At 53.1% G+C, this 26,031-nt stretch carries 20 protein-coding genes and 4 pseudogenes; 19 read left to right on the top strand and 5 right to left on the bottom strand.

What is annotated here, in order from left to right; genetic code table 11:
- Nucleotides 1-83: 83 nt before the first annotated feature.
- Entirely contained in the window at nucleotides 84-290 is a 207-nt protein-coding gene (locus A0V43_RS05975; protein ID WP_063192628.1) for a heavy-metal-associated domain-containing protein, read from the top strand.
- A 136-nt stretch (nucleotides 291-426) separates the two neighbouring features.
- Here the strand turns inward: A0V43_RS05975 and A0V43_RS05970 are convergent.
- A pseudogene (locus A0V43_RS05970) lies at nucleotides 427-1,274 on the bottom strand (MBL fold metallo-hydrolase).
- A 148-nt stretch (nucleotides 1,275-1,422) separates the two neighbouring features.
- Here A0V43_RS05970 and A0V43_RS05965 point away from each other — a divergent pair.
- The 7 genes and pseudogenes from A0V43_RS05965 to A0V43_RS05935 all read left to right on the top strand — a co-directional run bounded on the left by A0V43_RS05965 (nucleotide 1,423) and on the right by A0V43_RS05935 (nucleotide 9,798).
- Nucleotides 1,423-1,722 (top strand): phasin family protein, encoded by a 300-nt coding sequence (locus tag A0V43_RS05965; protein WP_025950623.1) that lies wholly within the window; start codon nucleotides 1,423-1,425, stop codon nucleotides 1,720-1,722.
- Nucleotides 1,723-1,773: 51 nt separating this feature from the next.
- A pseudogene (locus A0V43_RS05960) lies at nucleotides 1,774-3,449 on the top strand (ABC1 kinase family protein).
- A 270-nt stretch (nucleotides 3,450-3,719) separates the two neighbouring features.
- Entirely contained in the window at nucleotides 3,720-4,319 is a 600-nt protein-coding gene (locus A0V43_RS05955) for a CBO0543 family protein (protein WP_033006577.1), read from the top strand.
- A 126-nt stretch (nucleotides 4,320-4,445) separates the two neighbouring features.
- Nucleotides 4,446-4,865, top strand: a complete 420-nt coding sequence (locus A0V43_RS05950; RefSeq protein ID WP_063192627.1) for a CoA-binding protein — start codon at nucleotides 4,446-4,448, stop codon at nucleotides 4,863-4,865.
- 152 nt (nucleotides 4,866-5,017) lie between these two features.
- Nucleotides 5,018-6,955, top strand: coding sequence for a DNA topoisomerase IV subunit B (parE, locus tag A0V43_RS05945; protein ID WP_013145317.1), 1,938 nt, complete (start codon nucleotides 5,018-5,020; stop codon nucleotides 6,953-6,955).
- Nucleotides 6,956-7,014: 59 nt separating this feature from the next.
- Nucleotides 7,015-9,457, top strand: a pseudogene (gene parC / locus A0V43_RS05940) (DNA topoisomerase IV subunit A).
- Nucleotides 9,454-9,798 carry a PilZ domain-containing protein gene (locus A0V43_RS05935; RefSeq protein ID WP_063192626.1) on the top strand — a complete coding sequence of 115 codons (345 nt, stop codon included), beginning with the start codon at nucleotides 9,454-9,456 and terminating at the stop codon, nucleotides 9,796-9,798. The pseudogene parC and the gene A0V43_RS05935 overlap by 4 nt, the downstream one beginning before the upstream one ends.
- 107 nt (nucleotides 9,799-9,905) lie before the next feature.
- Here A0V43_RS05935 and A0V43_RS05930 read toward each other — a convergent pair whose 3' ends face one another.
- A complete protein-coding gene (locus tag A0V43_RS05930) occupies nucleotides 9,906-10,637 on the bottom strand; it encodes a MerR family transcriptional regulator (RefSeq protein ID WP_063192625.1) in 732 nt (243 codons plus the stop codon).
- Between the two features lie 293 nt (nucleotides 10,638-10,930).
- Here A0V43_RS05930 and treP point away from each other — a divergent pair, with 293 nt between their 5' ends.
- From treP to A0V43_RS05895, 7 genes and pseudogenes are all read left to right on the top strand, one after another.
- Nucleotides 10,931-12,349, top strand: coding sequence for a PTS system trehalose-specific EIIBC component (treP, locus tag A0V43_RS05925; RefSeq protein ID WP_023634518.1), 1,419 nt, complete (start codon nucleotides 10,931-10,933; stop codon nucleotides 12,347-12,349).
- A 114-nt stretch (nucleotides 12,350-12,463) separates the two neighbouring features.
- On the top strand, nucleotides 12,464-14,155 hold the full coding sequence (gene treC / locus A0V43_RS05920) for an alpha,alpha-phosphotrehalase (RefSeq protein ID WP_063192624.1): 1,692 nt from the start codon (nucleotides 12,464-12,466) through the stop codon (nucleotides 14,153-14,155).
- Between the two features lie 22 nt (nucleotides 14,156-14,177).
- Nucleotides 14,178-14,891 (top strand): trehalose operon repressor, encoded by a 714-nt coding sequence (gene treR, locus A0V43_RS05915; RefSeq protein WP_033005839.1) that lies wholly within the window; start codon nucleotides 14,178-14,180, stop codon nucleotides 14,889-14,891.
- Nucleotides 14,892-15,105: 214 nt separating this feature from the next.
- A complete protein-coding gene (locus A0V43_RS05910; protein WP_011231236.1) occupies nucleotides 15,106-16,518 on the top strand; it encodes a Na+/H+ antiporter NhaC family protein in 1,413 nt (470 codons plus the stop codon).
- A 410-nt stretch (nucleotides 16,519-16,928) separates the two neighbouring features.
- Nucleotides 16,929-17,378, top strand: a complete 450-nt coding sequence (locus A0V43_RS05905) for an acyl-CoA thioesterase (RefSeq protein WP_063192623.1) — start codon at nucleotides 16,929-16,931, stop codon at nucleotides 17,376-17,378.
- A gap of 117 nt (nucleotides 17,379-17,495) precedes the next feature.
- A pseudogene (locus A0V43_RS05900) lies at nucleotides 17,496-18,993 on the top strand (aminotransferase class V-fold PLP-dependent enzyme).
- A gap of 104 nt (nucleotides 18,994-19,097) precedes the next feature.
- Entirely contained in the window at nucleotides 19,098-20,276 is a 1,179-nt protein-coding gene (locus A0V43_RS05895; protein ID WP_063192622.1) for an acyl-CoA dehydrogenase family protein, read from the top strand.
- Nucleotides 20,277-20,349: 73 nt separating this feature from the next.
- Here the strand turns inward: A0V43_RS05895 and speE are convergent, their stop codons facing one another.
- The 3 genes from speE to nsrR all read right to left on the bottom strand — a co-directional run bounded on the left by speE (nucleotide 20,350) and on the right by nsrR (nucleotide 21,996).
- Nucleotides 20,350-21,225, bottom strand: a complete 876-nt coding sequence (gene speE, locus A0V43_RS05890; RefSeq protein ID WP_063192621.1) for a polyamine aminopropyltransferase — start codon at nucleotides 21,223-21,225, stop codon at nucleotides 20,350-20,352.
- Nucleotides 21,226-21,254: 29 nt separating this feature from the next.
- Nucleotides 21,255-21,449, bottom strand: a complete 195-nt coding sequence (locus A0V43_RS05885) for a hypothetical protein (RefSeq protein WP_020755390.1) — start codon at nucleotides 21,447-21,449, stop codon at nucleotides 21,255-21,257.
- Nucleotides 21,450-21,552: 103 nt separating this feature from the next.
- Nucleotides 21,553-21,996, bottom strand: a complete 444-nt coding sequence (gene nsrR / locus A0V43_RS05880) for a nitric oxide-sensing transcriptional repressor NsrR (RefSeq protein WP_011231230.1) — start codon at nucleotides 21,994-21,996, stop codon at nucleotides 21,553-21,555.
- A 171-nt stretch (nucleotides 21,997-22,167) separates the two neighbouring features.
- On the opposite strand from nsrR, the gene hmpA reads away from it, so the two are divergent.
- The 4 genes from hmpA to A0V43_RS05860 all read left to right on the top strand — a co-directional run bounded on the left by hmpA (nucleotide 22,168) and on the right by A0V43_RS05860 (nucleotide 26,021).
- Nucleotides 22,168-23,403, top strand: a complete 1,236-nt coding sequence (gene hmpA / locus A0V43_RS05875) for an NO-inducible flavohemoprotein (RefSeq protein WP_063192620.1) — start codon at nucleotides 22,168-22,170, stop codon at nucleotides 23,401-23,403.
- Nucleotides 23,404-23,628: 225 nt separating this feature from the next.
- Nucleotides 23,629-24,531: a formyltetrahydrofolate deformylase gene (gene purU / locus A0V43_RS05870; protein WP_013523764.1), complete on the top strand. Its 903-nt coding sequence runs from the start codon at nucleotides 23,629-23,631 to the stop codon at nucleotides 24,529-24,531.
- 113 nt (nucleotides 24,532-24,644) lie between these two features.
- On the top strand, nucleotides 24,645-25,019 hold the full coding sequence (locus A0V43_RS05865) for a replication termination protein (protein WP_011231227.1): 375 nt from the start codon (nucleotides 24,645-24,647) through the stop codon (nucleotides 25,017-25,019).
- A 126-nt stretch (nucleotides 25,020-25,145) separates the two neighbouring features.
- Nucleotides 25,146-26,021 (top strand): ATP-binding protein, encoded by an 876-nt coding sequence (locus tag A0V43_RS05860; RefSeq protein ID WP_063192619.1) that lies wholly within the window; start codon nucleotides 25,146-25,148, stop codon nucleotides 26,019-26,021.
- The last annotated feature ends 10 nt before the right edge of the window (nucleotides 26,022-26,031 follow it).

The following is a 26,031-nucleotide window of genomic DNA, read 5'->3' as shown; positions in this document are numbered from 1 at the left end:
AGCGATAGGCCCGTTTATGCGGGCGGGAATCGGGCAAAATAAGCGGCGGGGAACGGCATGTTTTTGCGGAAGGAGGGAAGAGGATGGCTGAAGCTACCTTTTATATCGATGGGGCGACGTCGCCGCAGCCCATTGCGCGCATTGAACATCTTCTTAGTGGGCTCGACGGCGTGGAGCGCTCGCTCGTCGACACGGAAGATGGGGAAGTGAAGGTTCAATTTGATGAAAAAAAGATTTCGAAGGAACGCATCGTCTTGACGTTGCAGCAGCACGGATTCCGCTTTCCGTAGCAAATTGGCGGCTGTTGTCGACAGTGTAAGGGTGTCCGATTGGGACACCCTTTTTTCTTAGCCACGGCCTGCCGCTGATCATTTCAAACCGGGAAGCCTTTCATTTCCCATTGTAAGCGCCGGCGGGATCGCTCCGTTAATGGACGTACTTTCCGTAATCTGGGACAGCGATGCGGTCAAAATCACAAGCGAGCTTCGTCAGCCCATCGCGCAACTCGTCTCCCGCTACTGGGGCGCCGTGTCCCGTGACAGCGACCGATGGGAAGAGGGCGGCCAATTTGCGCACCGATTCGCGGGCGGCCGTCCAGTCGATCGTATAGTAGCGCGGCGGGCCGGTAATTTCGGTTTGCTGGGTCAATACTTTGTACAGTGAGTCTTGGCGGACCGTGACAAACGCATCGCCAGCGATCAAGGCCGCATCGCGCGGACGGAACAAGGAGATGTGGCCCGGTGTGTGCCCGGGGTGTGCAGCCAGCGGAACTCCGGCAAGTGCGGGACGGTGCCGTCCTCTGGAAGCGGATGAACGTGATCGCCCAGTTGAATCGGTTCGTTTGGGAAAAACGGCGAGATTTTGGCAAGAAGCCCGCCTTCAACGGACGCGTCCGGTTCGGGATAACGCGCTTTGCCGGTTAAATACGGCAGTTCGTCTTTGTGGGCGTACACCGGCACATTCCATTCCCGGACGAGTTCAATTAAGGCTCCGACGTGGTCAAAGTGGCCATGGGTTAAAATAATGGCTTGCGGGCGGCTGCCGCTGCCAAAGCGGTCTTCAACAGCGGAAATAATATCGTCCGCTGACCCCGGCATTCCCGCATCGATCAAGACGAATGCGCCGTCGCCAGGGCGGCCGACGAGGCAAATGTTGACGATTTGGATCGTATGGCAGTACAAATCGGGCAGCACGCTGACGCCGACGCCGCTTGCTGCGGATGTCGCGGGAATAACATGATAGTCTTCTCCGTAATGCAACGGTTCATCAGCCATTAAAATCCCCTCCTTTGCATCGTTGTCCAACGATAGCATGCCGCATCGACATGTCTCCTATACAAAAGAGCTGCCGTCTAGCTCGACATGGATCGCCAAAGAATGGTACAATAAGGAAAACACAATGGCACAAGGAGGCTGCAAACGAATGAGCATTTTGAAAAAAGGATTGGCATTCGGGCTGGGATTGGCGATTGCAAGCAAAGAACAAGTGGAAAAGATCATTGACGAGCTTGTCAAAAAAGGCGAATTGTCGCTTGACGAATCGAAGGAAGTGATCGATCAATGGAAGCAGCAGACCGAGGCGCGGAAAACGGAAGTGCAGCGGCTTGTACGCGAGCAAATCAAGCAGGTGATCGACAAGCTTGAATTGGCAACAAAAGAAGACGTGCGGCAACTCGAGGAGCGAATCCGCCGTCTGGAGGAAAAAGAACAAAGCGGGCAGTAAACCGATGCGGCCTGTCCGCTCGCTTTTTGCCGCCTTAGGAGAGATGTCCCGATGATCGGAAAACGGATGCGCCATATCGGAAGGTATCACGAAATCGCCATCTCCTTGCTTCGGCACGGATTCGGGATGATCGTCGATGAGCTCGGCTTTTCGTCTTTTCTTTCTTTGCCGCCGCGATGGAGAGCGGAGCAAGGGAAAAAGGAAGGAAAAACGGTTGGGGAGCGGCTCCGCCTTGTGCTCGAGGAGCTCGGCCCGACGTTCGTGAAGCTCGGGCAAATTGCCAGCACACGGCCGGATTTGATTCCCGCTCCGATCATCAGCGAGCTCGAAAAACTGCAAGACCAAGTTCCGCCGTTTCCGTTTGCCGACGTTCGCCGGAGGGTGGAAACAGAACTTGGGGCTCGCTTGAAACCTTGTTTCGTTCATTTGACGAAACGCCGCTCGCTGCCGCTTCGCTCGGACAAGTGCACCGGGCGGTTCTTCCTTCCGGACAAGCCGTGGCGGTGAAAGTGCAGCGTCCGCACATCGCTGCGCGGGTGGAGACGGATCTGGAAATTTTGCAAGATTTGGCCGTGCTGGCGGAACGTCGTCTCGATTGGGCGGCAACCTACCAATTGTCTGAAATTGTCGATGAACTGGCGCGTTCATTACGGCAGGAGCTGGATTATACCGTCGAGGCGCGCCATGCGGAACGGTTTGCACAGCAGTTTGCCGACGATTCGTCGGTGTATGTCCCGAAGGTGTTTTGGGATTATACGACGAAAACCGTGCTCACGATGGAATATGTCGAAGGAATGAAACTTGGGGAGCTCGAGCGGCTGAAAGCGAACGGCCACTCCTTAAAAACGATCGCCGAGCGTTTGGCTGAAGCAACCTTTAAACAAATGTTTGAGCATGGATTTTTTCATGGCGACCCTCATCCTGGCAATGTATTTGTTCTTGACGATGGAACGCTTTCCTTCATTGACTTTGGCTTGATGGGCCGCCTTCGACCTCATGTCAAACATCATCTTTCTTCACTCATCATCGCCTTAATGCGGCAAAACACGGATGGGGTGTTGGGTGCGATCTACGGCTTAGGGATTGTTCCTGACGGAGTCGATGAAGGAAAATTGCGCGATGATCTTGACGAGCTGCGGGAGAAATACTACGGCGTCCCGCTCGGTGAGATCAGTCTTGGGGAAGCCGTCGAGGATTTGCTTTCGGTGGCATTTCGCCATGGCATTCGCATCCCAAGCGATTTGACGCTGTTAGGAAAAGCGCTGTTGACGGTCGAAGGGGTTGTGGAGACGCTTGACCCGCAGTTTCGCATCATGGACGTTGCCGAACCGTTTGGGAGAAAGCTGATGAAAGAGCGTCTTCGGCCTGATCGCGTGGCAGAAACAGCGTGGAAGCGGATTTTTGATTATGGTGAATGGCTGCTCCGACTGCCGGAGGGCGTAAAGGAATGGACGAAAATGATGCGGCATGGCAAGCTTCGATTGGAAATCACGGCTCCTGATTTGGAAGCGCTGCTAAAGAAGCTCGACCAGATGACGAACCGGCTGTCGTTTAGCATCGTTCTTCTTTCGCTGAGCATCGTCCTCGTCGGCCTGATGATCGCTTCATCATTGGGGCGTCCGTCGACGCTGCTGTGGAAGATTCCTGCTGTTGAAATCGGATTAGGCGCGTCCGCTTTTCTATTTGGTTGGCTGCTTTACTCGATTTTTCGTTCGGGAAAATTTTAGTGTTTGTTGCACAATGATTTCTTTTTTCGGAAATTCTTGAAAGTTTGATGCAGTCCGATCCATGGAAGGTGTCCCAAAAACACAGCGGGACACCTTTTCTTCATCAATAATTAAATTTGCACGAAGCACGTTTGTTAAGCCATGCTAGGCAGCCTGATGGAGTGGAAAGCTGGTGAGGGCGCCGGAATAAATTCTATGCTTTGGATTATACTAACAGTGCTGTCTGAGACAGCGTTTAGGGAGTGGGAAATGGGTTAGGGAGGATCGATGATGACGTTTTCTCTTCCTGTTGTTTGGACGGTGGAACTCTCAGCGGTCATGTTGAGTATAGCGGGAAGTTTTTGGATCGCCAAACGGCATATACGGAGATATGCGGTTTTGTATGCATTCAGTGCGGTGACAGGCATCGTTCTTTGCCTTGCGTTTGTCTATGCAGGCTTTTACTCCTTCCCTGTTAAGCTCGTTCCTTATACACCGATTCCGCTCGTTGAAATGGCAACCGTCATTCCGTTTTTCGTTTTGTTTGGAGTCAAGTACAGTCCGGAAAGCTGGGCATGGAAGTTGCCGTTTTACTTTGCGATGGTGCAGTTGATTATGTTGTTCGAGTTGGTTGCTCTTGTATCGCCGCTCTCTCTGATTGATTATAAGAAGTGGGATGTATGGGATTCATACACCGCCTGGTGGCTGTATTTGCTTTTCTTTGAGTGGATGGGCGGAAAAATCGTCCCCCAAAAAGCGCGCTCCCCGCTTGCGGCTTCCTCTTTCCGCTACGGCCGGTGGGGATGGATTGTCGTCCACCTCATTGCCATGACGACTGTTTTTTTAGCGGGCGTGTATGCGGGATGGGGACTGCGCATAAGCAGCTTGTAGCCAAAACTGAAGAGGGGCTGTTCTGAAAAGGGGCTAAAACATTTTCCGTCCCATAGAAGGATTTTTCTTTCTCGATCGCGAAACAAGTACTGCAAAACCGAAGAGGGAAGGAAGGAGAGAACCCGGATGTCCATTGTCAACCCAAGCCGGGAAGAAATCGGTGAAATTTTGCGCAAGGCGAAACGGATTGCCGTCGTTGGGTTGTCCAACAATCCGGAGCGCGAGTCGTATATGGTGGCGAAAGCGATGAAAGACGCTGGATACGAAATCATTCCGGTCAATCCGATGATCGATGAGTGGGAAGGCATTCCGGCGGTCGACAAACTGACGGATATCGAAGGCCATGTCGACATCGTCGATGTGTTCCGCCGCTCTGAGCATTTGCCCGAGCTGGCCCGCGAGTTTGTGCAAATCGATGCCGACGTGTTTTGGGCGCAGCTTGGCGTCGTCAATGAGGAGGCGTATCGCTTTTTGAAAGAAAAAGGCTGCACGGTCATTATGGACCGCTGCATTAAAGTGGAACATGCGCTCACCAAGCGTGCTTAATCCATGAAACGGCCATCTTGTTCGAGATGGTCCTTTCGTTTTTTTGTCGCACTTGTCCGAATTTGTCGGGGATGTCAAAAGGCAATGGACAGTCGGGAAGTTTGTGGTACAATAGAAACAGATGTTCTTGTTTTTGTAGGAAGGGTGGCCTTGTGGCAAAGCGAGCGACATACGAATATAACGAAGATGCCATTCAAGTGTTGGAAGGGCTCGAGGCAGTCAGGAAGCGGCCGGGGATGTACATTGGCAGCACCGACAGCCGCGGCTTGCATCATCTTGTTTATGAAATCGTCGACAATTCGGTCGATGAAGCGTTGGCCGGATACGGAAACTACATTTTGGTGCAAATACATAAAGACAACAGCATCACCGTCCTTGATGAAGGGCGCGGCATGCCGGTCGGGATGCATAAGCTCGGCAAGCCGACGCCGGAAGTCATTTTGACCGTGCTTCATGCCGGCGGCAAATTCGGCCAAGGCGGCTATAAAACGAGCGGCGGCCTGCACGGAGTCGGGGCGTCGGTTGTCAACGCCTTATCAGAATGGCTGGTCGTCACGATTCATCGCGACGGCTTCATTTACCGGCAGCGGTTTGAGCATGGAGGCAAACCGGTGACGACGCTAGAGAAAATCGGCACAACGAACAAAACCGGAACCATCATTCAATTTAAGCCGGACCCAACGATTTTCAGCACGACGGTCTTCGATTATGAAACATTGAGTGAACGGCTGCGCGAATCGGCGTTTTTGCTGAAAGGGTTGAAAATCGAACTCGTTGACGAACGGACCGGCATGCGCGAGGTGTTCCACTACGAAAACGGAATTGAAGCGTTTGTCGCCTATTTGAATGAGGAGAAAGATGTGCTCCACCCGGTTGTGTATTTTGCTGGCGAGCAAAACGGCATTGAAGTCGAGTTTGCGTTCCAGTTTCATGACGGTTATTCGGAAAACGTGCTGTCGTTTGTCAACAACGTGCGCACCAAAGACGGCGGCACGCATGAAGCGGGTGCAAAAACGGCGATGACGCGCGTTTTTAACGAATACGCCCGCCGCGTTGGTCTGCTGAAGGAAAAGGACAAAAACCTCGAAGGGTCCGATATTCGCGAAGGGTTGTCCGCGGTCGTTTCGGTGCGCATCCCAGAGCACTTGCTGCAGTTTGAAGGGCAGACGAAAGGAAAGCTCGGAACGAGCGAAGCGCGTTCGGCCGTCGATGCGGTGGTGTCCGAGCAGCTGATGTACTTTCTGCAAGAAAACCCGGACGTAAGCGCGATGCTCATTAAGAAAGCGATCCGAGCCTATCAGGCGCGTGAAGCGGCCCGCAAAGCGCGCGAAGAGGCGAGAAGCGGCAAAAAGCGGAAAGGGAAAGAGGCGCTTTTAAGCGGCAAGCTGACGCCGGCGCAAGGGCGCAATCCGCAAAAAAATGAGCTCTATCTCGTTGAAGGCGATTCGGCGGGCGGTTCGGCGAAACAAGGGCGCGACCGCCGCTTCCAGGCGGTGCTTCCGCTGCGCGGAAAAGTCATCAACACGGAAAAGGCGAAACTTGGCGATATTTTGAAAAACGAGGAAATCAATACGATCATCCACGCCATCGGCGGCGGCGTCGGGGCTGATTTTTCGCTCGATGATGTCAACTACGACAAAGTGATCATTATGACCGATGCCGACACGGACGGCGCCCATATTCAAGTGCTGCTTTTGACGTTTTTTTACCGCTACATGCGTCCGCTGATTGAAGCGGGAAAAGTGTACATCGCCTTGCCGCCGCTTTACAAAATCAGCAAAAAAAGCGGCAAAAACGAAATCGTCGAATATGCGTGGACGGACGAGCAGCTGAAAGAAATTACGAAAAAAATGGGCCGCGGCTATACGATTCAGCGCTATAAAGGGCTCGGCGAAATGAACGCCGATCAATTATGGGAAACGACGATGAACCCACAGACGCGTACGCTCATCCGCGTGCGCATTGAAGATGCGGCCCGCGCCGAACGGAGGGTGACGACGCTCATGGGCGACAAAGTCGAGCCGCGCCGCAAATGGATCGAAACGCACGTCGCCTTCGGGCTCGAAGAGGAACCGGGATGGATCGGCTGATGGCGGCGTGAAAAGGCGCGGCCTTTTTGGCGCTGATGTGTTAGGAAAGGAGAATGACGATGGCAGAACGATTGCTGGAAATGCCGTTAGAGGACGTGCTTGGCGACCGCTTTGGCCGCTACAGCAAATACATTATCCAAGACCGGGCGCTCCCGGATGCGCGCGACGGGCTGAAGCCCGTGCAGCGCCGCATTTTGTATGCGATGTACATGGATGGCAACACGGCTGATAAACCGTTTCGCAAGGCGGCGAAAACGGTTGGAAACGTGATCGGCAACTTTCATCCGCACGGCGACTCATCGGTGTATGAAGCGATGGTGCGGATGAGCCAAGAGTGGAAGCTGCGCAACGTGCTGGTGGAGATGCACGGCAACAACGGCAGCATCGACGGCGACCCGCCGGCGGCGATGCGCTACACGGAAGCGCGCCTGTCGGCGATTGCCGCCGAGTTGCTTCGCGATATTGACAAAGAAACGGTTCCGTTTGTGCCGAACTTTGACGATACGACCGATGAGCCGACCGTCTTGCCGGCGATGTTTCCGAATTTGTTGGTGAACGGCTCGACCGGGATTTCGGCCGGCTATGCGACCGATATTCCGCCGCATGCGCTTGGCGAGGTGATCGACGCCGTCTTGATGCGGATCGACCGGCCGGATTGCACTATTGACGAGCTGATGACGGTTCTTCCTGGCCCTGATTTTCCGACCGGCGGCATCATCCAAGGGAAAGACGGCATCCGCAAGGCGTATGAGACCGGCCGCGGGAAAATCATCATCCGCGCCAAAGCCGCCATCGAGCAGGGAAAAGGTGGGAAAAAGCACATTGTCATCACGGAACTGCCGTATGAAGTGAACAAAGCGAATTTAGTGAAAAAAATTGACGAGCTTCGCCTCGACAAAAAGCTCGACGGCATCGCCGATGTGCGCGATGAAACGGACCGGAACGGGCTGTCGATCGTCATCGAGCTGAAAAAAGACGCCGATGCGGAAGCGATTCTCAACTACTTGTACAAAAATACGGATTTGCAAGTGCCATACAGCTTCAACATGGTGGCGATCCATGAGCGCCGGCCGAAGCTGATGAGTTTGCCGGAGCTGTTGGATGCCTACATCGCCCACCGGAAGGACGTCGTCACCAACCGCTCGCATTTTGAGCTGAAAAAAGCGAATGAGCGGAAGCACATCGTCGACGGCTTGATTCGGGCGCTTTCCATTTTGGATGAGGTGATTGCGACGATTCGTGCTTCAAGCGACAAGCGCGACGCCAAAGAACGGCTGATGGCTCATTACGGATTCACCGAAGCGCAGGCCGAGGCGATCGTGACGCTCCAGCTATATCGGTTGACGAACACCGACATCACGGCGCTGCGTCAAGAAGCGGAAGAACTGGATCAAGCGATTGCGGAACTTACGGGGATTCTCGCAGATGAAAAGAAGCTGCTTGGCGTCATCAAAAAAGAGCTGAAGGCGATGAAAAAGCAATATGCCGATGAGCGGCGGACGGTGATTGAAGAGGAGATTGAAGAGCTGAAAGTGAAGGTGGAGGCGCTCATTCCGGCGGAAGACGTGATCGTCACCGTGACAAAAGAAGGATATGTGAAGCGGACGAGCTATCGTTCATACAGCGCCTCAAACGGTCAAGACATGGGCATGAAGGAAACGGATCGGCTGCTCGCCCAGCTCGAGATGAATACGACCGATGTGCTCTTGCTTTTCACCCGCCGCGGTTATTATTTATACTGCCCGGTGCATACGCTCCCTGATATCCGTTGGAAAGAGGTCGGCCAGCACATTTCCCATCTCATTCCGCTTGAACGCGACGATGAACTCGTCGCCGCTGTTCCAGTCTCTTCCTTTGACATCGGGGAGCAGCTCATCTTTGTGACGAAACAAGGGCTCGTAAAGCGAACGGAGCTCGCTCAATACCAAGTGCAGCGCTACACCCGCCCGCTTGTGGCCGTTAATGTGAAAGAGGATGATGACGTCATCGCCGTCTACGCGACGGATGGATGCGGCCATCTTTGGCTTGCGACGCATGATGGACATGCGCTCTTGTTTGCCGAGGAGGAGATCAGCCTTGTTGGCGTGCGCGCGGCTGGCGTGAAAGGGATTCAATTGAAGGAAGGGACTTTGTCGCCGCTGCGTGCCCCGTTCGCCTAGAAAAGGGGGCTCGTTCGTCGTCGTGACGCAGCGCGGAGCGGTGAAAAAAGTGGCGATGAGCGAGTTTGAGCCGTCCTCACGAGCGAAGCGCGGCGTTGTGATCGTACGTGAAGTGAAATCCAACCCGCACCGAGTTGTCGGCGCCGTCTTTGTCAGCAACGATGAGGAAATGGTCGGATTGCGGACGGAAAAAGGGGTGGTAGAGACGATCGAAGCCGCTTCCCTTCGTCTCTCCGACCGCTACAGCACGGGTTCGTTTGTCGTTGACACTGACGAAGCCGGGATAGTGGTGGATGTCTGGAAAGAACCGACGAAGCTGCTTGGAAAAGGGGAGGAAGGATGAGGTTTAAGCGTCAAGAACCGTTCCGGTATCAGTTTGGCCGGCCGCTCCCGGCTGAACTGCGCACAGCCGATGGCGAGCGCAGCGTCTACATTCACGATCTAAGTCCGCACGGGATGAAAATCGAAACGGAAGGCCGCCTTCCCTTTTCAACAGGGGGAACGCTGGTTGACATCTCGTTTTGGCTAAACGCTGCCCCCTTTACGCTGCGGGGGCAGCTTGTCTGGGAAAGACCGTTTGTCCACGCCTACTATTATGGCGTCCGCCTCCATGTCAGCAAACAAGAAGAAGCGCACTTGATCGAAGCCATCAAACGACATGCGGCCGAGAGCCGCCGAATATGACGCAAAAAGGGGCCCGCGTTTTGGCGGGGCCCTTTTTTGATTTTTGACGGAGGTATGGCGCATCCAAAACGGGTGCCCTTGTTACATACATGGATGCCAACATCGTCTCACCAAAACTTCCACCATTTATTTGCCCGTGTTCGAGCAGCGCTCGTGCCCGCAGCGGTTTGCCGAAACGACAACACGAGCTCGCGAAACGCTTTTTCCCGTTCTAAAATGCGCAGTTCGAGCTGTTTTCGCTCCTCTTCCTGTCTTACTTTTTCCTCTTGACAGAACGCGACGACCGTTTCCAAATGTTCATGCAGCTGTTCCGTTTTTTGCTGCCATGCGTCCTCGTAATCGCGGAGTGAACGGCGCACCGTTTCGGCAGCTGCCGTCGTTTGCTCCTCGATGTAGTCAAGGCGGCCTTTCACCTCATCCATCGCTTGCCGGACCGTGGCTGTCGTTTCCTGTTTCAAGGCGTCGACGATATCGTCTTTTAAGCGGGCCGCCAACTGCTCGGCTATGTATGGCATCCCTTGATGCAGCAGGCGGGGCACATCGATGATTTCCCCTTCCATGACGGCTGTTTCCACTTGAGCGGCTGTCTCGTTGGCTCGCTCTGCCGGTTGTCTGTCCATTTGCCTGATCATTTCAGCCACTTCGCGCGGATGGCGGCCGTCCTCAAGCCAAGTGCGGATATGGCGAAACCGGTCGATCAGCTCGTCGGTGTACATGCGTGCCCCCTCGGTTGTGCGTGGGACGGCAATCGATCCGGCGAACTGTTTTTCCCATTGTTTCAAATCGCGGGCGGTGACCCCGATTTTTTTCGCTGCTTCGCGGAGTGTATAGGTTTTCATCGCATTCCCTCATCCTTTCTCGTCTTTTGGCATTGATTTGCGTTATGTTTTATTTTCCTACTCGGTCGTTGATTTTCCTGCCGCTTGACAAAACATAACAAAAGAAGTGGAAGTTAGCAAAAAAACAACAACTATTGTCGAAAAATGAAGGTGGTCATCGAAAAATGTTGACAAACTTGTATATACAAGATAAAATGAATTCAGGTTGTATATACAAGTTTGTTTGCAACCGGTTGCTGAAAGCGATTTAACGCTATAGCGGTCGTTAAGGAAAGAAAAGGGAGGCGTTCATCATGGGGGCATACCAACAAGCAGCCGCGCAAATCGTTGAAGCCATCGGCGGCAAAGAAAACATCGTCGCCGCCACGCATTGTGTGACGCGGCTTCGGTTTGCGCTCAAAGAGGAAGGAAAAGTCAATAAGGAAGCGCTTGAGCGCATCGATGTCGTCAAAGGGTCGTTTTCGGCAAACGGCCAGTTTCAAGTCGTCATCGGCCAAGGGCTTGTCGATAAAGTGTATGACGACCTCATCGAGCTGACGGGCATCGGCCGGGCGACAAAGCAGGAGATTAAAGACGCTGCGGAAGCGAAGCTCAATCCGCTGCAACGCGCGATTAAGACGCTGGCTGATATTTTCATTCCAATCTTGCCGGCAATCGTGACGGCCGGTTTGTTAATGGGGATTAACAACGTCTTGACAGGCCCAGGCATTTTTTACGAAGGGAAATCGTTTGTCGAGGTGCACAAAGAATGGGCCGATTTGGCGAACATGATCAACTTGATCGCCAATACGGCGTTCGTCTTCCTGCCCGGTTTGATCGGCTGGTCGGCGGTGACGAAATTCGGCGGCAGCCCGCTCTTAGGGATTGTCCTTGGTTTGATGCTCGTCCACCCAGATTTGCTCAACGCTTGGGGCTGGGGAGCGGCGAAAGAAAAAGGAGAGATTCCAGTTTGGAACTTGTTCGGCTTTGAAGTGCAAAAAGTCGGCTACCAAGGACAAGTGCTGCCGGTGCTGGTGGCTTCCTACGTGCTGGCGAAGCTGGAGCTGTTTTTGCGCAAGCGCATTCCGGATGCGTTTCAGCTGTTGCTTGTCGCGCCGCTTGCGTTGCTCATTACGGGCTTTTTGGCGTTCATCGCCATTGGGCCGATCACATTTGCGATCGGCAATGCCATTACCCACTTGTTTGTCACGATTTTTGACACGGTTCCGGCTCTTGGAGGATTGTTGTATGGAGCGTTGTATGCGCCGCTTGTCGTCACCGGGATGCACCATACGTTCTTGCCGGTTGACTTGCAGCTGATTGCCAATACCGGTGGCACGTTCCTTTGGCCGATTTTGGTCATGTCAAACATCGCCCAAGGTTCGGCAGCGTTGGCGATGATGTTTGTCGCGAAGGAGGAAAAGCTGCGCGGTTTGTCGTTTACGTCGGCTGTTTCCGCGTATTTAGGCATCACGGAACCGGCGATGTTCGGGGTCAACTTGCGCTTTCGCTTCCCGTTTATCGCAGCGATGACAGGGGCGGCAATCGCCGGCATGTTTATTACGCTCAATAAAGTCATCGCTCCGTCGATCGGTGTCGGCGGCCTGCCGGGTTTCTTGTCGATCGTGCCGCAAAAGTGGACGCCGTTCTTTATCGGCATGGCGATCGCGATTGCGGTGCCGTTTGCGCTGACGTTTGTCTTTGGGAAAGTGCGTAAAGCCGCCCGCTCATGATTGCCGTGTGTGGAAGCAAGAGAACGATGTGCGAAATCATTTATTTCCCGCCCGTACCATTGGCCGCCGATGCCAATGGTATGTTTTTTATCCCGACGAACGAGGTGAAGAGAGATGTCAACAACCCCTTGGTGGAAAAAAGCGGTCGTTTATCAAATTTATCCGAAAAGCTTCTACGATACGAATGGAGACGGCATTGGCGATTTGCCGGGCGTGATCGAGAAGCTCGATTATTTACAAAAATTGGGTGTCGATGTCATTTGGCTGACGCCGATCTACGCGTCGCCGCAGCGCGACAACGGTTATGACATCAGCGATTATTTCCGCATCCATCACGAATACGGAACGATGGACGATTTTGACCGTCTGCTTCACGAAGTGCATGCGCGCGGCATGAAGCTGGTGATGGACATGGTCGTCAACCATACCTCAACCGACCATGAATGGTTTCAGCAGGCGCGCTCCTCGAAAACGAACCCATACCGCTCGTTTTACATTTGGCGCGACCCGAAGCCGGACGGCGGAGCGCCGAACAACTGGCAATCGAAATTCGGCGGCTCGGCGTGGGAATACGACGAACAAACCGGCCAATATTACTTGCATTTGTTCGATGTGACACAAGCGGACTTGAACTGGGAAAACGAAGAGCTGCGCCGCCGCATTTATGACATGATGCATTTTTGGCTCAAAAAAGGAGTGGACGGCTTTCGGCTTGACGTCATCAACTTGTTGTCAAAAGACCAGCGCTTCCCGGATGATGACGGTTCGGTGCCGCCGGGGGACGGGCGCCGCTTTTATACGGACGGACCGCGCATTCATGAGTTTTTGCAAGAGATGAACCGCGAAGTGTTTTCGAAATATGACGTCATGACGGTCGGGGAAATGTCGTCGACGACGATCGATCATTGCATCCGCTACACGAACCCGGAAAACCACGAGCTCAATATGACGTTTAACTTTCACCACTTGAAGGTCGATTACCCGAACGGAGAAAAATGGGCAGTCGCCCCATTTGATTTCCTTGCCTTAAAACGCATTTTGTCCGAATGGCAAGTCCGGATGTATGAAGGCGGCGGCTGGAATGCGCTCTTTTGGTGCAACCACGATCAGCCGCGCATCGTGTCGCGCTATGGCGATGACGGGACGTATTGGAAAGAGTCAGCGAAAATGCTGGCGACGACGATCCATTTGATGCAAGGGACGCCCTATATTTACCAAGGCGAAGAAATCGGCATGACCGATCCGAAATTCACCGATATTCGCGACTACCGCGACGTTGAGTCGCTCAACATGTACCGGATTTTGCGAGAACAAGGCAAAAGCGAGCGGGAAGTGCTTGAGATTTTGCAGCGAAAATCGCGCGACAATTCACGCACGCCGATGCAATGGGACGACAGCCCGCATGCTGGTTTCACGTCCGGGACGCCGTGGATTCGCGTCGCCGACAACTACCGGCGCATTAACGTGAAACAGGCGCTCGCCGACCGCGACTCGATTTTCTACCACTATAAGCGGCTCATTGAGCTGCGCAAACAGTATGATCTCATTACGACCGGGCGCTATGAGCTGCTGCTTGCGGACGATCCGCATATTTTCGCCTATATGCGTCATGGCGATGGAGAAAAGCTGCTTGTTGTCAACAATTTTTATCCAATCGAAACGACGTTCACGCTGCCGAAAGAAGCAGGAGCCGATGGCTATACGGGAGAACTGCTGCTTGCCAATTATTCGGACGCGCCGGCCGATTTTCGCCGCATGCAGCTGCGCCCATACGAATCGGTTGTTTATCTTTTGCGCCGGCCGTGATACAATACAAGCGGTGATTCTTATGCATGAAAACAAATATTTAACCATTTACCATGACCTCATTTCCCGCATCCGCCGCGGAGAATGGAAGGCGTACGACAAGCTGCCATCGGAACACGAGCTGGCCGCCCGATATGAGACATCGCGCGAGACGATTCGCAAAGCGCTCCATTTGTTGTCCGAGCACGGCTATATCCAAAAAATGAAAGGAAAAGGATCTATCGTTCTTGACGTCGGCAAATATGACTTTCCCGTATCCGGATTGGTCAGCTTTAAAGAACTGGCGCAGACGATGAAGCAGCCGGTGCGGACGATCGTGCATGAACTGGCGATCATCAAGCCGGATCGCGAGCTCAGGCAGCATCTGCGCGCCTCAAGCAAAGACGAAGTGTGGAAAGTCGTGCGCGTCCGGGAAATCGGCGGAGAGCGGATTATTTTGGATAAAGACTTTTTTCTGAAAAAGCATGTGCCGCTATTGACCAAAGAGATTTGCGAAGACTCGATTTATGAATATTTGGAAACGAAGCTGTATTTGCCGATCAGCTTTGCGAAAAAAGAAATATCGGTCGACGAAGCGACGGACGAAGACCGGCGCTATTTGGATTTGCATGGCGATGACCGCGTCGTTGTCGTCAAAAACTATGTGTATTTAAGCAATGCTGCATTGTTTCAATATACGGAATCGCGTCACCGGCTCGACAAGTTCCGATTTGTCGATTTTGCGCGCCGGAAATGACAACGCCTTCTGTGCCCCAGGTTGTTTGGGAGTCAGCCCGGGGCGGATGGAAGTGTGGGCCACGCTGCAAACTGCAGCGCGGCTTTTTTTGTTTGCGCGGGCAACATAAATTTTATAAATAAAACTATGTTCTAAATCTTCAATGAAAATCATAAAAAAACTGCATTATGGCTATCCTTCTTGGTAACAACATCATCGCAAAGGAGGCGCCGACGTGGAAGGAACATGGTGGTCGCTGTTGCCTTTTCTGCTCATCATTCCGTTGGCGGTATGGCTGAAAGAAATTTTGCCCGGCCTCGTGGCCGGATTGCTCGTCGGAGCGTTTTGCCTTGAGTGGTCGGCTGTCGGCGCGATTGAGCGCGCTGTTTCCGCTGTTCTTCACGCCCTGACCGATCCGGAGCATATGAAGGTGGCCGCGTTTTTGTATTTGTTCGGTTCGCTTGTCGGCATGATGCAAATTACCGGCGGGATCAAAGGGTTTGTCGAGAGACTCTCCGGCCGCATCCGCTCGAAGCGGGGGATTTTGTTGTTCGTTTGGCTGACGGTGCCGGTGACGTTTTTTATGCCGATGTTTCGCATTATGCTCCTTGGACCAGTGATGAAAGCGGTCCTTCGCCAGTTTCGCATCGACCGCCGCCGCATGGCGTACATGATCGACGTCTCGACCGAGCCGATCATCGTGCTTTTGCCAGCGGCGACAGCGTTCGTCGGCTTTATGACTTCTGTTGTCGCCGCGGCGCTTGAGCAAAACGACATTCACGAATCGCCGTATGACGTGTTTTTGCGCAGCCTGCCGTACAACTTGTTTGCGATTGTCGCTCTGGCCGTCGGGGTGTTGACGACGATGTTGAACATCCGGATCGGCAAACCGCGGGCGAAAAAAGGAGAAGGGGAAACGAATACACTGCACGGGCTCGGATTGCGCAAGGAGCTGGCGCTGATCAACGGGGAGCCGTTGCACTTGTTTGTCCCGCTGGCGCTGTTAATCGCGCTGACGTTTGCCTTTTTCGTGTACGACGGGAGGAAACGCGGGGCAGAGAATTGGTGGGAGGCGTTTTCCGCGGCCGATGCGACATGGGCGATGCTGTTGGCGTTGTTTGTGACCATCCTTTTGTCGATGATGTTTTATTTGTGGCGCCGACAATCGCTCTCAGAGTTGACGTACCACTTTTTTGCCGGAGGAAACGAGCTGATGGCGCCGATCGGCATGCTCGTTCTCGTATGGGCGGTCTCGGCGGTGGCGGGGGAACTCGGATTTGCGGAGTACGTGTCGTCGACGTTCGGCACATGGCTGCCGGGGGCATTCGTGCCAGCGGCCGTGTTTTTGGTCGGATCGTTTTTATCATACTTTATCGGTTCTTCATGGGGAACGTGGGGCATTTTGATGCCGCTTGGCGTCACGCTTTCCCATGCGACCGGGGCGCCGCTCGAGGTGACAGTCGGCGCCGTGTTTGCGAGCGGGACGTTTGGCGCCTTTGCTTCGCCGCTTGGCGATACGACGATTACAACGGCAGCCATTATGGATATGGACTTGATGAGCTATGCGAAATACAAATTGCGCCTCTCTCTCCTTTGCGCCGGCGTGTCGCTTGCAGGATACGTTCTTTTGCCGCTTTGGGCCGGTTGACCGCAGACGCCCCGTCTGCCCTCGCCGGGCTTTTTTATCTACCCTGAAAATGTCAAAACTATATAGGTTCCAATTGTTCGTTACCATTTGCACTTCGATACATGCGGATGCAATCTAATGTGTCAGGCAATCGGCGAAGTGTAAACCAAAAATTCAACTTAATTGAAAGAGATTTTCATCCTTTCGTGCAACGTACTGGATTCGCGACAATATTTCATGTCACAAACAATGTTCTAAATAATCAATAACCCAAAAAAAAACAATTGCATATCCCAATCAATCGGAGTATGATAAAAACAACATACTGACTAGTTGGTAGCTACAAATCAAACTTGCTCCCGCCCCATGCTCACCCAAACGAATATTGTGGGCCGAAAGGGGCAAAAAAAGCAAGAAAGGAAGAGGGAGAAATGAAGACGCACATCATTACCGTCAACCCACGCTTTTGTGAAACTGATGCGCTCGGACATTTAAGCAACATTAGCTATTTTATTTATTTAGAAGAAGCGCGCACCCGCCTGTTTGATGAATTGCGTTACGGCGGGCGAACGGACGACTGGCATTTTATTTTAGCTTCCACCAAGTGCGATTTTATCAACCAAGGATTCTTCGGACGACGATTGCGCGTGGAAACCAATGTCTCCCGGATCGGCAATAAAAGCTTTCAATGCATTCATCGCATCATGGAAGAGGAAACAGGAAGACTGATCGCCATCGGAGAGGCAGCGGTCGTCCATTTTAATTTCCAAACCCAAACGAGCGAACCATTGCCCGATGACTTGCGGACCATGCTTGCCGAATACCTTGCGCCGTCCGTGGGGGAAACGATTTCGCCGTTATCGTGCAAAAAAAGGGAGTGAATACCATCCGCCTGTACGGCGGATTTTTCATTTTCAACTTTCCCACGTTTTTTGGACCGAACCACCGAAGGCGACATACTTTGTAAATAGACGAAATGGCGGAAAGGGGGAATCAACATGGCCATTCACGCTGTGATCGGCAATGCGGTGTATACATGCCGCGGGGAGCTTGAGACGTATTTTCAGCCGTTTCGCGATGGAACGATCGGCCGCTTTCATCCGTTTTCTACGCCGTTTGGCAAACAGCGGCTTATTTACGCCGACTGGACAGCAAGCGGGCGGCTGTACCGGCCGATTGAAGAGAAGCTGACGCATGAGCTCGGTCCATTTGTCGGCAACACGCATACGGAATCGAATGTGACCGGAACGAAAACGACGCTTGCCTATCGCTATGCAAAAGAAATCATCAAACAGCACGTTCATGCCGGGAAAAACGATGTCTTGATTATGCAAGGCGCCGGGACCACAAGCGCCGTCAACAAGCTGCAGCGTCTGCTTGGCTTGCGCGTACCGGAACGGTGGAAGCGCCGCTTGTCCCTTCATGATGAGGAGCGGCCAGTCGTTTTTGTCACCCATATGGAGCACCATTCAAATTTATTGCCATGGGTGGAAACCATCGCGGAAGTCGTGGCGGTCCGTCCGACAGAAAACGGGGATGTCGATCTTGACCATTTGCGCGAGCTGCTGGAGCGCTACCGAGATCGACCGCAAAAAATCGGTGCCTTTACTGCTTGCTCGAACGTCACGGGGTTGGAAACCCCATATCATAAGCTGGCGAAAATCATGCACGAGCATGGCGGCCTTTGCTTTGTTGATTTTGCTGCTTCCGCTCCGTACGTCCGCATCGATATGCATCCGGACGACCCAATGGAGCAGCTTGATGCCATTTATTTCTCCCCCATAAGTTTCTCGGGGGCCGGGAAGCGCCGGCGTGCTCATCTTTGACAGCCGGCTTTATCATCAGCACGCTCCGGATCACCCCGGCGGCGGGACGGTGTACTGGACTGACCCGTGGGGGAACTATGAATACATCCAAGCCATTGAGGAACGCGAAGATGGCGGAACACCGCCGTTTTGGCAAACCATCAAGGCAGCGTTGGTCATCCAGCTGAAAGAGCAAATGAACGTAAAACAGATGCGCGCCCGCGAAAAGGAACTTGTTTCCCTTCTTTTGCCGGCGCTAAAAAGCACTCCCGGCGTTCGCGTGCTTGAAGGACATCGGGACGACCGTCTTGGCATCATCTCATTTGTCATAGATGGATTGCATTACAACCTTGTTGTCAAACTGCTGAATGATCGCTTCGGCATTCAAGCGCGCGGCGGCTGTTCCTGCGCCGGACCATACGGCCACTATTTGCTTGGCATCGACAAGGAACAATCCGCTATGTTGCTTCAAGAAGTCAAAAACGGCAATCCTCTCGCCAAACCAGGATGGGTGCGTCTGTCGCTCCATCCTACGATGACGAACGAAGAAGTGTATGCGATCATCCGCGCCGTCCGTCAAATCGCCCGCTATGGCCGCCGCTGGCAGGAGGAATACGAGTACGATGCTGGGAAAAATGAGTTCGTCCACCGTGACGATGATCGGTACATTCGGCATTTCTTTCTCTTTTAAGCTTCCGAGAGCAAGGACGGTCATTTTCCCGTGCGTTTTTGTTTTCAGTCCTAGCCAAAACTCGGTACAATAAAGGCATCTTGACCAAAAGAAGGGGAGAACCGATGAACGAATTGTACCATTTGCTTGTGCGAACCGATCGGGAGCAACAATTGTACGACCAAGCGCGTCGCCTTGCGGAACGGTTTGCGGAAAGGGCAGCGCATGATGACGAACGGGCAACGTTTCCATTTGCCGATTTTGCCGATTTAAAAGAGGCTGGATTCCTTTCCTTGACCGTCCCGACTGAATACGGTGGCCAAGGGGCGTCGCTTTATGAGCTCGTGCTCGTGCAAGAGACGATCGCCCAAGGTTCTGGGGCAACGGCATTGTCGTTTGGTTGGCACGCCAGCATTCTCATGCGGCTGTTTTTGCTTCGCCGCTGGCCGGAGCCCGTTCTCGCCCGTTTGGCGAATGAAGTCGTTTGCCGCCACGTGCTCATCAACAGCGCCCACTCTGAACGGACAACTGGCAGCCCGGCGCGCGGCGGTAAACCGGAAACGACGGCCGTCTTTCGCCATGGCCGCTTTGTGCTTCGGGGGCGAAAGACATTTGCATCGTTAGCCCCTGCGCTCGATTACGTCTTAATTTCCGCCACGATGGAAGATGGTCGGGTCGGTGAATTTCTCGTGCCGATGTCTGCTCCAGGCATTCGCATCGAACCGACGTGGAACACGCTTGGCATGCGGGCGACGCGCAGCGATGATCTTGTTCTTGAAGAAGTCGAAGTCGACCAAGAGGCGCTCGTAGAGACGCTTGGAGAAGCGAACGAAGCCGCTCCGGCGCAAGGATGGCTGTTGCACGTGCCGGCTTGTTACTTAGGCATCGCCATTGCGGCGCGCAATGAGGCGCTTCGCTTTGCCAAGACGTACCAGCCTAATACCCTGCCTCACCCAATCGCCTCGACGCCCGAAGTACAGCGGAAAATCGCTGAAATGGAATGGCGCCTCACCCATGCGCGCCATTTCCTGTACGCGGTCGCCGATTTATGGGATCGCTATCCGGAAAAACGGATGGAAATGAAAGAGGAGTTGGCAACAGCCAAATTGGTCGCCACCAATACCGCGCTTGAAGTCGTCGATTGGGCGATGCGCATTGTCGGCGGACAAAGCTTGTTTGCTGACAATCCGCTTCAGCGGCATTACCGTGACGTCCGCGCTGGGCTCTACAACCCGCCTGCTGACGACTTGACGCTTCAATGGCTTGCCAAGCGGGCATTGTCTCACAACCCACCTGCTCCATAAAACAGAACGGACTCAAGCAACACGAAAAAGCTGTCCCTGCTTTGTGGGGGACAGCTTTTTTGATGCCAAGCGGTTATTCCACCTCAAGCGCCGAACGCAAAAATGCCGGCAACGCGAAACATTGGCGAAAGATCCCATCGTTCACATATTTCGTGTCATTTGGAATGGTAGTCTGCGCCGGAAAATCGAGCGGCCGTTTCGAGCCGATCGTAAAGCTCCACAACCCTCCTGGATACGTCGGCACCACGGCGGTGTACACAAGCACATGCGGGAACAGTTCGCGAATATTGCGGTACGTCCGCTTCAAAATATCCAGATGGAAAATCGGCGACTGGCTTTGGCAGACCATCAGCCCATCCGCTTTCAACGCGCGATGGACGTTGGCGTAAAACTCCGGTGAAAACAAGGCCTCCGCCGGGCCGACTGGGTCGGACGAGTCGATCATAATGACGTCGTAGACGCTTTCCTTCCCTTGCACAAACTTGACGCCATCATCATAAACAAACCGCACGCGCGGATCCGATAAGTTGCCGGAGACGGCTGGCAAATGCTCTTTGCACGCCCGGACGACTTTTTCGTCGATTTCCACCATGTCGATGGCTTCAAGATGAGCGTATTTCGCCGTCTCACGAGCTGCGCCGCAGTCGCCGCCGCCGATGATGAGCACCCGCTTCGCTTCCGGATGAAACTGCAGCGGCACGTGCGAAATCATTTCGTTATAAATATGGCCGTCAATCGAGGTCGTTTGCACGACGCCATCGAGTACGAGCATGCGGCCAAAATCGTACGAATCCAAAATCATCACATGCTGGTACTCGGACGGCTCGGCAAAAATCACCTCTTTGATTCGATAGCTGATTTTTAAGTTGTCGCGATCATCTTCGGTGAGCCAAAGCTCTCCATTGTCCATATGCAAGTAAGGTGGCAAAGCGTTTCCTTCGTGTTTCATTGTGACCTCCTTTAGTCATGCAGATGTTTTCACACCTTTCTAATCTTAATATATTCTTCGTCTTGTGGCAAACAAAGGGGATGTGATCGGCCGGTGCCGGACGTATTCATCCCGCCGCCCATGTTTGACGACTGGTTTCGTTTTTCCAACTGATGATCGTTCTTGCCGCCACATCCCGCGCAAAGGCCGAGCGCCAAGGTGCCAATCGCCGCAAAGGCCGCCATCGGTTTCGCATCATCCCGCGTCTTCCTTCCGTAGAGCGATGCTTAGTGATCGTGTGCCTGCCAAACGCCAAAAAACTCTCCAGCTTATAGCCAGAAAGTTTCCTCAACCGCGCCGCTCTTTCAATAAAGAACGAAGCGACGCTCGGTCTTCAAGCAAGTCGGCGAGCGTATATGCATCCAGCACACGCAAAAACGCCTCTAACGCCTCGTGAAGTGCGAAGCGAAGCCGACATACCGGCGTTAAGACGCACTCATTGCCGTGGGCGGCAAAACACTCGACAAGCGACAAGTTTTCCTCCGTTTCGCGAACAACCGCGCCGATGACAATCTCCGCGGGGCGTTTCGCAAGGCGGATTCCACCGTTGCGCCCACGGATCGTTTCAATGTAGCCGAGTTTGCCAAGCTCATAGACGATTTTGCTTAAATGATGCTCTGAAATGGAAAAGGCAGCGGCAATGTCTTTGATGTTTGTTTTTTCTTCTTCATCAAGCGCGCCTAAAAACAAGAGGACGCGCAAGGCGTATTCCGTATAGTTCGTCAACTGCATCGTGATTCACAACCTTTAAGCGACATTCTTGATCCCATTGTACCACACCTGATTCGAACGGAGAATTGTGAACAATTTATTAAAGATGTATTTGAAATATTGCTTTTTCGCAGTGCTCATGGTTGAATAAAAGATGTATTAAAAATACATGTTTTACAAGGGGATGAAATCATGACAACGACAACGAAATTGCATCCAAAAACGATTGAAATTGTGAAATCAACGGTGCCTGTCTTGGAAACACATGGCGAACAAATTACGAAGCGGTTTTATGAACTCATGTTTTCCAATCATCCGGAACTGCTCAATATTTTCAACCACGCCAACCAAAAGCAAGGGCGGCAGCAACGCGCCTTGGCCGCAGCCGTGTATGCGGCAGCGCGCTATATCGACCAGCTTGATGCGATTTTGCCGGTTGTGCGGCAAATCGGCCATAAACACCGCAGCTTAGGAATCAAACCAGAACAATACCCGATCGTCGGAAAGCATTTGTTGCTGGCGATCAAAGACGTGCTCGGCGACGCCGCCACCGACGAAGTGATCACGGCTTGGGCGGAAGCATATGAAGCCATTGCGTCCGTTTTCATTCAAGTGGAAAAAGAGCTCTACGATGAGGCAGCGGCCAAACACGGAGGCTGGCGTGACTTTCGCCGATTTGTCGTCGTGAAAAAGGTGAAAGAAAGCGGCGTCATTACTTCGTTTTATTTGGAGCCGGAAGACGGCAAGGCCATCAGTGATTATTTGCCGGGTCAATACGTGAGCGTCAAACTGTCGATTCCGGGCGAGACGTATACGCATATTCGCCAATACAGCTTATCGGATGCACCTGGAAAAGGGTATTACCGCATCAGCGTCAAACGGGAAGCAGCTACAGCGGACAAGCCGGCCGGCATTGTTTCCAACTATTTGCATGATCATGTCCAAGAGGGCGACGTGCTCGAGCTTAGCGCTCCAGCCGGCGATTTTACGCTTGATTTGTCCAAAACGACGCCGGTTGTGTTCATCAGCGGCGGCGTCGGCATCACTCCGCTTTTGAGCATGGCGCATACGTTGGCCATCCGCCAACCGACCCGCCCAGCGGCGTTTTTGCATGCTGCTTTGAATGGCCGCGTGCACGCGTTTGACGAGGAGCTTCGGATGTTGGCGGAACGCCCGTCATTTTCTTATCATATTTGTTATGAGTCGCCATCCGACGAGGACCGCCGCCATCCACATTTTTGCAAAGAAGGGCGGATTGACCTTGCATGGATGCAATCCGTGATCCCGACGAAAGACGCAGACTTTTATTTCTGCGGCCCGGTGCCGTTTATAAAAACCGTCTATCGCGCTCTAAAACAATGGGGTGTGCCAGAGGAGCACATCCATTACGAATTTTTCGGCCCGGCCGGCGATTTGACGAAAGACTGAGAGAGGTTTTTCGCTTGCCAGGGGGCTGACCCAAAAGGGTCATTTTCCTTAACAAAACACAACATATTGTTCCTTAATAATTGTTTTATACCTATATACGGTAATAAGAAAGGGTGTCCCGATCCTTTTGGGACACCCTCCTTTTGTTATCTTCCCTGTTGGCAAGTTCATGAATTTTTTGTATGATGAATGGCAAGGAAAAGCAAGAAAAGGGAGAGACAACGCATGACGACATTTCGCCAACATCGCTGGCAATCATTTTTGCAAGGTTACGAGCAACGCGCTCGAATCCTTATTTCCTGCCCAGATCGCCCGGGCATCGTCGCGGCGGTGACGTCGTTTCTGTACGAACAAGGGGCGAATATCGTTGAATCGAGCCAATACTCGACTGACCCTGAGGGAGGGACGTTTTTTCTCCGCTTGGAGTTCGACTGTCCGAACATCGCCGAGCGAAAAGAAGAGATCGAAGCGGCGTTCGCCCCGATCGCTGCTGAATTTCAGATGCGTTGGCAGCTTCGGCTGCACAACGATATTCGGCGAATCGCGATTTTTGTCTCCAAAGCCGAGCATTGTCTGCTTGAACTTCTTTGGCAATGGCAGGCGGGAGAGCTGATCGCCGACATCGCCCTTGTCATCAGCAACCACCCCGACTTGCGCGAGACGGTCGAGTCGTTTGGCATCCCGTATGTGCATATTCCGGTGACGAAAGAAACGAAAGCGGACGCCGAAGCCGAACAAATCCGTCTGCTTCGTGACTATCAGATCGACACCATCGTGCTTGCCCGCTACATGCAAATTTTGTCGCCGGCGTTTGTCGCTGAATTCCCGGGACGGATCATCAACATCCACCACTCATTTTTGCCCGCCTTTATCGGCGCGCGTCCGTATGAGCGGGCGTATGAGCGCGGCGTCAAATTGATCGGCGCCACATCGCACTACGTCACCGACGATTTGGATGAAGGGCCGATCATTGAGCAGGACGTCGCCCGCGTGGATCACCGCCACCATCCGGACGACTTAAAGCGGATCGGCCGACTGATTGAAAAAACGGTGCTCGCCCGGGCGCTTCGGTGGCATTTGGAAGACCGGGTCATCATCCACGGAAACAAAACGATCGTGTTTTATTGAAACCAAGCGGGAGAGGATTTTTCCTTTCCCGCATGGTATAATGAAGACAAGCAGGATTTCGCCGCCCAAAGAGCGAAATTTCATCCGTAGGGAAGGAGGGAAAAAGCCTGCCTATGGGAGAAAAACGGACGCCCAGCGGTTTTCTGTTAAAACAACGTGCGTTTTTAAAATTGTATTTGATTACGCTCACCGAACAGGAGCGGCTCTACGGGCTGAAGCTGCTTGATGTATTGCGCCAAGAGTTCAAGCCGTTCGGCTACCGGCCGAACCACTCCGAAGTGTATAAGGCGCTGCACGATTTGATCGAAGACGGCATTTTAAAACAAGTGAAACAGAAAAAAGAGGGAATGAAGTACCAAGAAGTCGTCTACTATCGGTTCGCCGAGGGCGGACAGGAAAAGGCGAAGCTGTACAAACGCCAGCTCAAGGCGGAGCTTGATCGGTGCGCGGCGCTCATTCGCAAGGCGATTGAGGACAACTTCGGTTGAGAGCGCCTCGTTTTTTCTTTGTTATGTTTACATAATATATTTATGGTCTAGTTCTTTTGTTTTGCGTCCCGCCGGGCGATCTAGTAGAATGAGAGGGGAAGATCGCCACAGAGAGGAAGTCAGAAGATGGGAACATGGCCGTTGACGGTCACGAAAGAAATGGAAAAGCGAAAAGAACTGTTCCGCCGCGATCCGGATCGCGCGTTGATTGGAGCGGGCGGGTACAAGGCGGCAGATGAGGCGATCGTGCACGATGCCGCCATTGCGCTCGCGCTTGGGAAAAACGTGCTCTTAAAAGGCCCGACCGGATCGGGAAAAACGCGGCTTGCTGAAACGTTGTCCGCTTTGTTTGGTCAACCGATGCACAGCATCAACTGTTCCGTGGACTTAGACGCCGAAGCATTGCTCGGTTTTAAGACGATCGTGCACCAAAACAGCCAGGCGGTGATCGAGTACGTGCCCGGACCCGTCATCCAGGCGATGACAAAAGGGCATTTGCTATACATTGACGAAATTAATATGGCGAAACCGGAAACGCTGCCGATTTTAAACAGCGTCCTTGACTACCGGCGGCGGCTCACCAATCCGCTGACTGGCGATGTCGTACAGGCGAAACCGACATTTGGCGTCATCGCCGCGATCAATGAAGGCTATATTGGCACCGTACCGCTCAATGAGGCGCTCAAAAACCGGTTTGTCGTCATCAATGTCCCGTATGTGCAAGGAGAAACATTAAAATCGGTATTGTTGGCGCAAACTACATTAACGGATGAAACGTTGATCGATCGTTTCGTCGCCCTGTCGGCGGATCTGCTTGCGCAGGTGCGAAACGGACAAATCGCCGAGGAAGCGGCTTCGGTGCGCGCTTTGTTGGATGCGTGCGATTTGGCGGCATACATGCCGCCATTGCGGGCCATTGAGCGAAGCATCGTCGATAAGCTTGACGATGAACGGGAACGGGCGGCGGTGCGCAACATCGCCGAAACGTGGTTTGACGAATAGGAGGCTCGGC

The organism is Geobacillus sp. JS12, assembly GCF_001592395.1.
In the GTDB taxonomy this organism is placed as follows: domain Bacteria; phylum Bacillota; class Bacilli; order Bacillales; family Anoxybacillaceae; genus Geobacillus; species Geobacillus zalihae.
The sequence above is the reverse complement of the archived record's forward strand: the minus strand, read 5'-3'. Positions and strand labels throughout refer to the sequence as shown.

Excerpts from the sequence above, each read along its gene's own strand:
- A0V43_RS05975 (WP_063192628.1), top strand. The coding sequence starts at position 84 with ATGGCTGAAGCTACCTTTTATATCGATGGGGCGACGTCGCCGCAGCCC.
- A0V43_RS05965 (WP_025950623.1), top strand. The coding sequence starts at position 1,423 with ATGAGCATTTTGAAAAAAGGATTGGCATTCGGGCTGGGATTGGCGATT.
- A0V43_RS05955 (WP_033006577.1), top strand. The coding sequence starts at position 3,720 with ATGACGTTTTCTCTTCCTGTTGTTTGGACGGTGGAACTCTCAGCGGTC.
- A0V43_RS05950 (WP_063192627.1), top strand. The coding sequence starts at position 4,446 with ATGTCCATTGTCAACCCAAGCCGGGAAGAAATCGGTGAAATTTTGCGC.
- A0V43_RS05935 (WP_063192626.1), top strand. The coding sequence starts at position 9,454 with ATGAGGTTTAAGCGTCAAGAACCGTTCCGGTATCAGTTTGGCCGGCCG.
- A0V43_RS05930 (WP_063192625.1), bottom strand. The coding sequence starts at position 10,637 with ATGAAAACCTATACACTCCGCGAAGCAGCGAAAAAAATCGGGGTCACC.
- treP (WP_023634518.1), top strand. The coding sequence starts at position 10,931 with ATGGGGGCATACCAACAAGCAGCCGCGCAAATCGTTGAAGCCATCGGC.
- treC (WP_063192624.1), top strand. The coding sequence starts at position 12,464 with ATGTCAACAACCCCTTGGTGGAAAAAAGCGGTCGTTTATCAAATTTAT.
- treR (WP_033005839.1), top strand. The coding sequence starts at position 14,178 with ATGCATGAAAACAAATATTTAACCATTTACCATGACCTCATTTCCCGC.
- A0V43_RS05905 (WP_063192623.1), top strand. The coding sequence starts at position 16,929 with ATGAAGACGCACATCATTACCGTCAACCCACGCTTTTGTGAAACTGAT.
- A0V43_RS05895 (WP_063192622.1), top strand. The coding sequence starts at position 19,098 with ATGAACGAATTGTACCATTTGCTTGTGCGAACCGATCGGGAGCAACAA.
- speE (WP_063192621.1), bottom strand. The coding sequence starts at position 21,225 with ATGAAACACGAAGGAAACGCTTTGCCACCTTACTTGCATATGGACAAT.
- A0V43_RS05885 (WP_020755390.1), bottom strand. The coding sequence starts at position 21,449 with ATGGCGGCCTTTGCGGCGATTGGCACCTTGGCGCTCGGCCTTTGCGCG.
- nsrR (WP_011231230.1), bottom strand. The coding sequence starts at position 21,996 with ATGCAGTTGACGAACTATACGGAATACGCCTTGCGCGTCCTCTTGTTT.
- hmpA (WP_063192620.1), top strand. The coding sequence starts at position 22,168 with ATGACAACGACAACGAAATTGCATCCAAAAACGATTGAAATTGTGAAA.
- purU (WP_013523764.1), top strand. The coding sequence starts at position 23,629 with ATGACGACATTTCGCCAACATCGCTGGCAATCATTTTTGCAAGGTTAC.
- A0V43_RS05865 (WP_011231227.1), top strand. The coding sequence starts at position 24,645 with ATGGGAGAAAAACGGACGCCCAGCGGTTTTCTGTTAAAACAACGTGCG.
- A0V43_RS05860 (WP_063192619.1), top strand. The coding sequence starts at position 25,146 with ATGGGAACATGGCCGTTGACGGTCACGAAAGAAATGGAAAAGCGAAAA.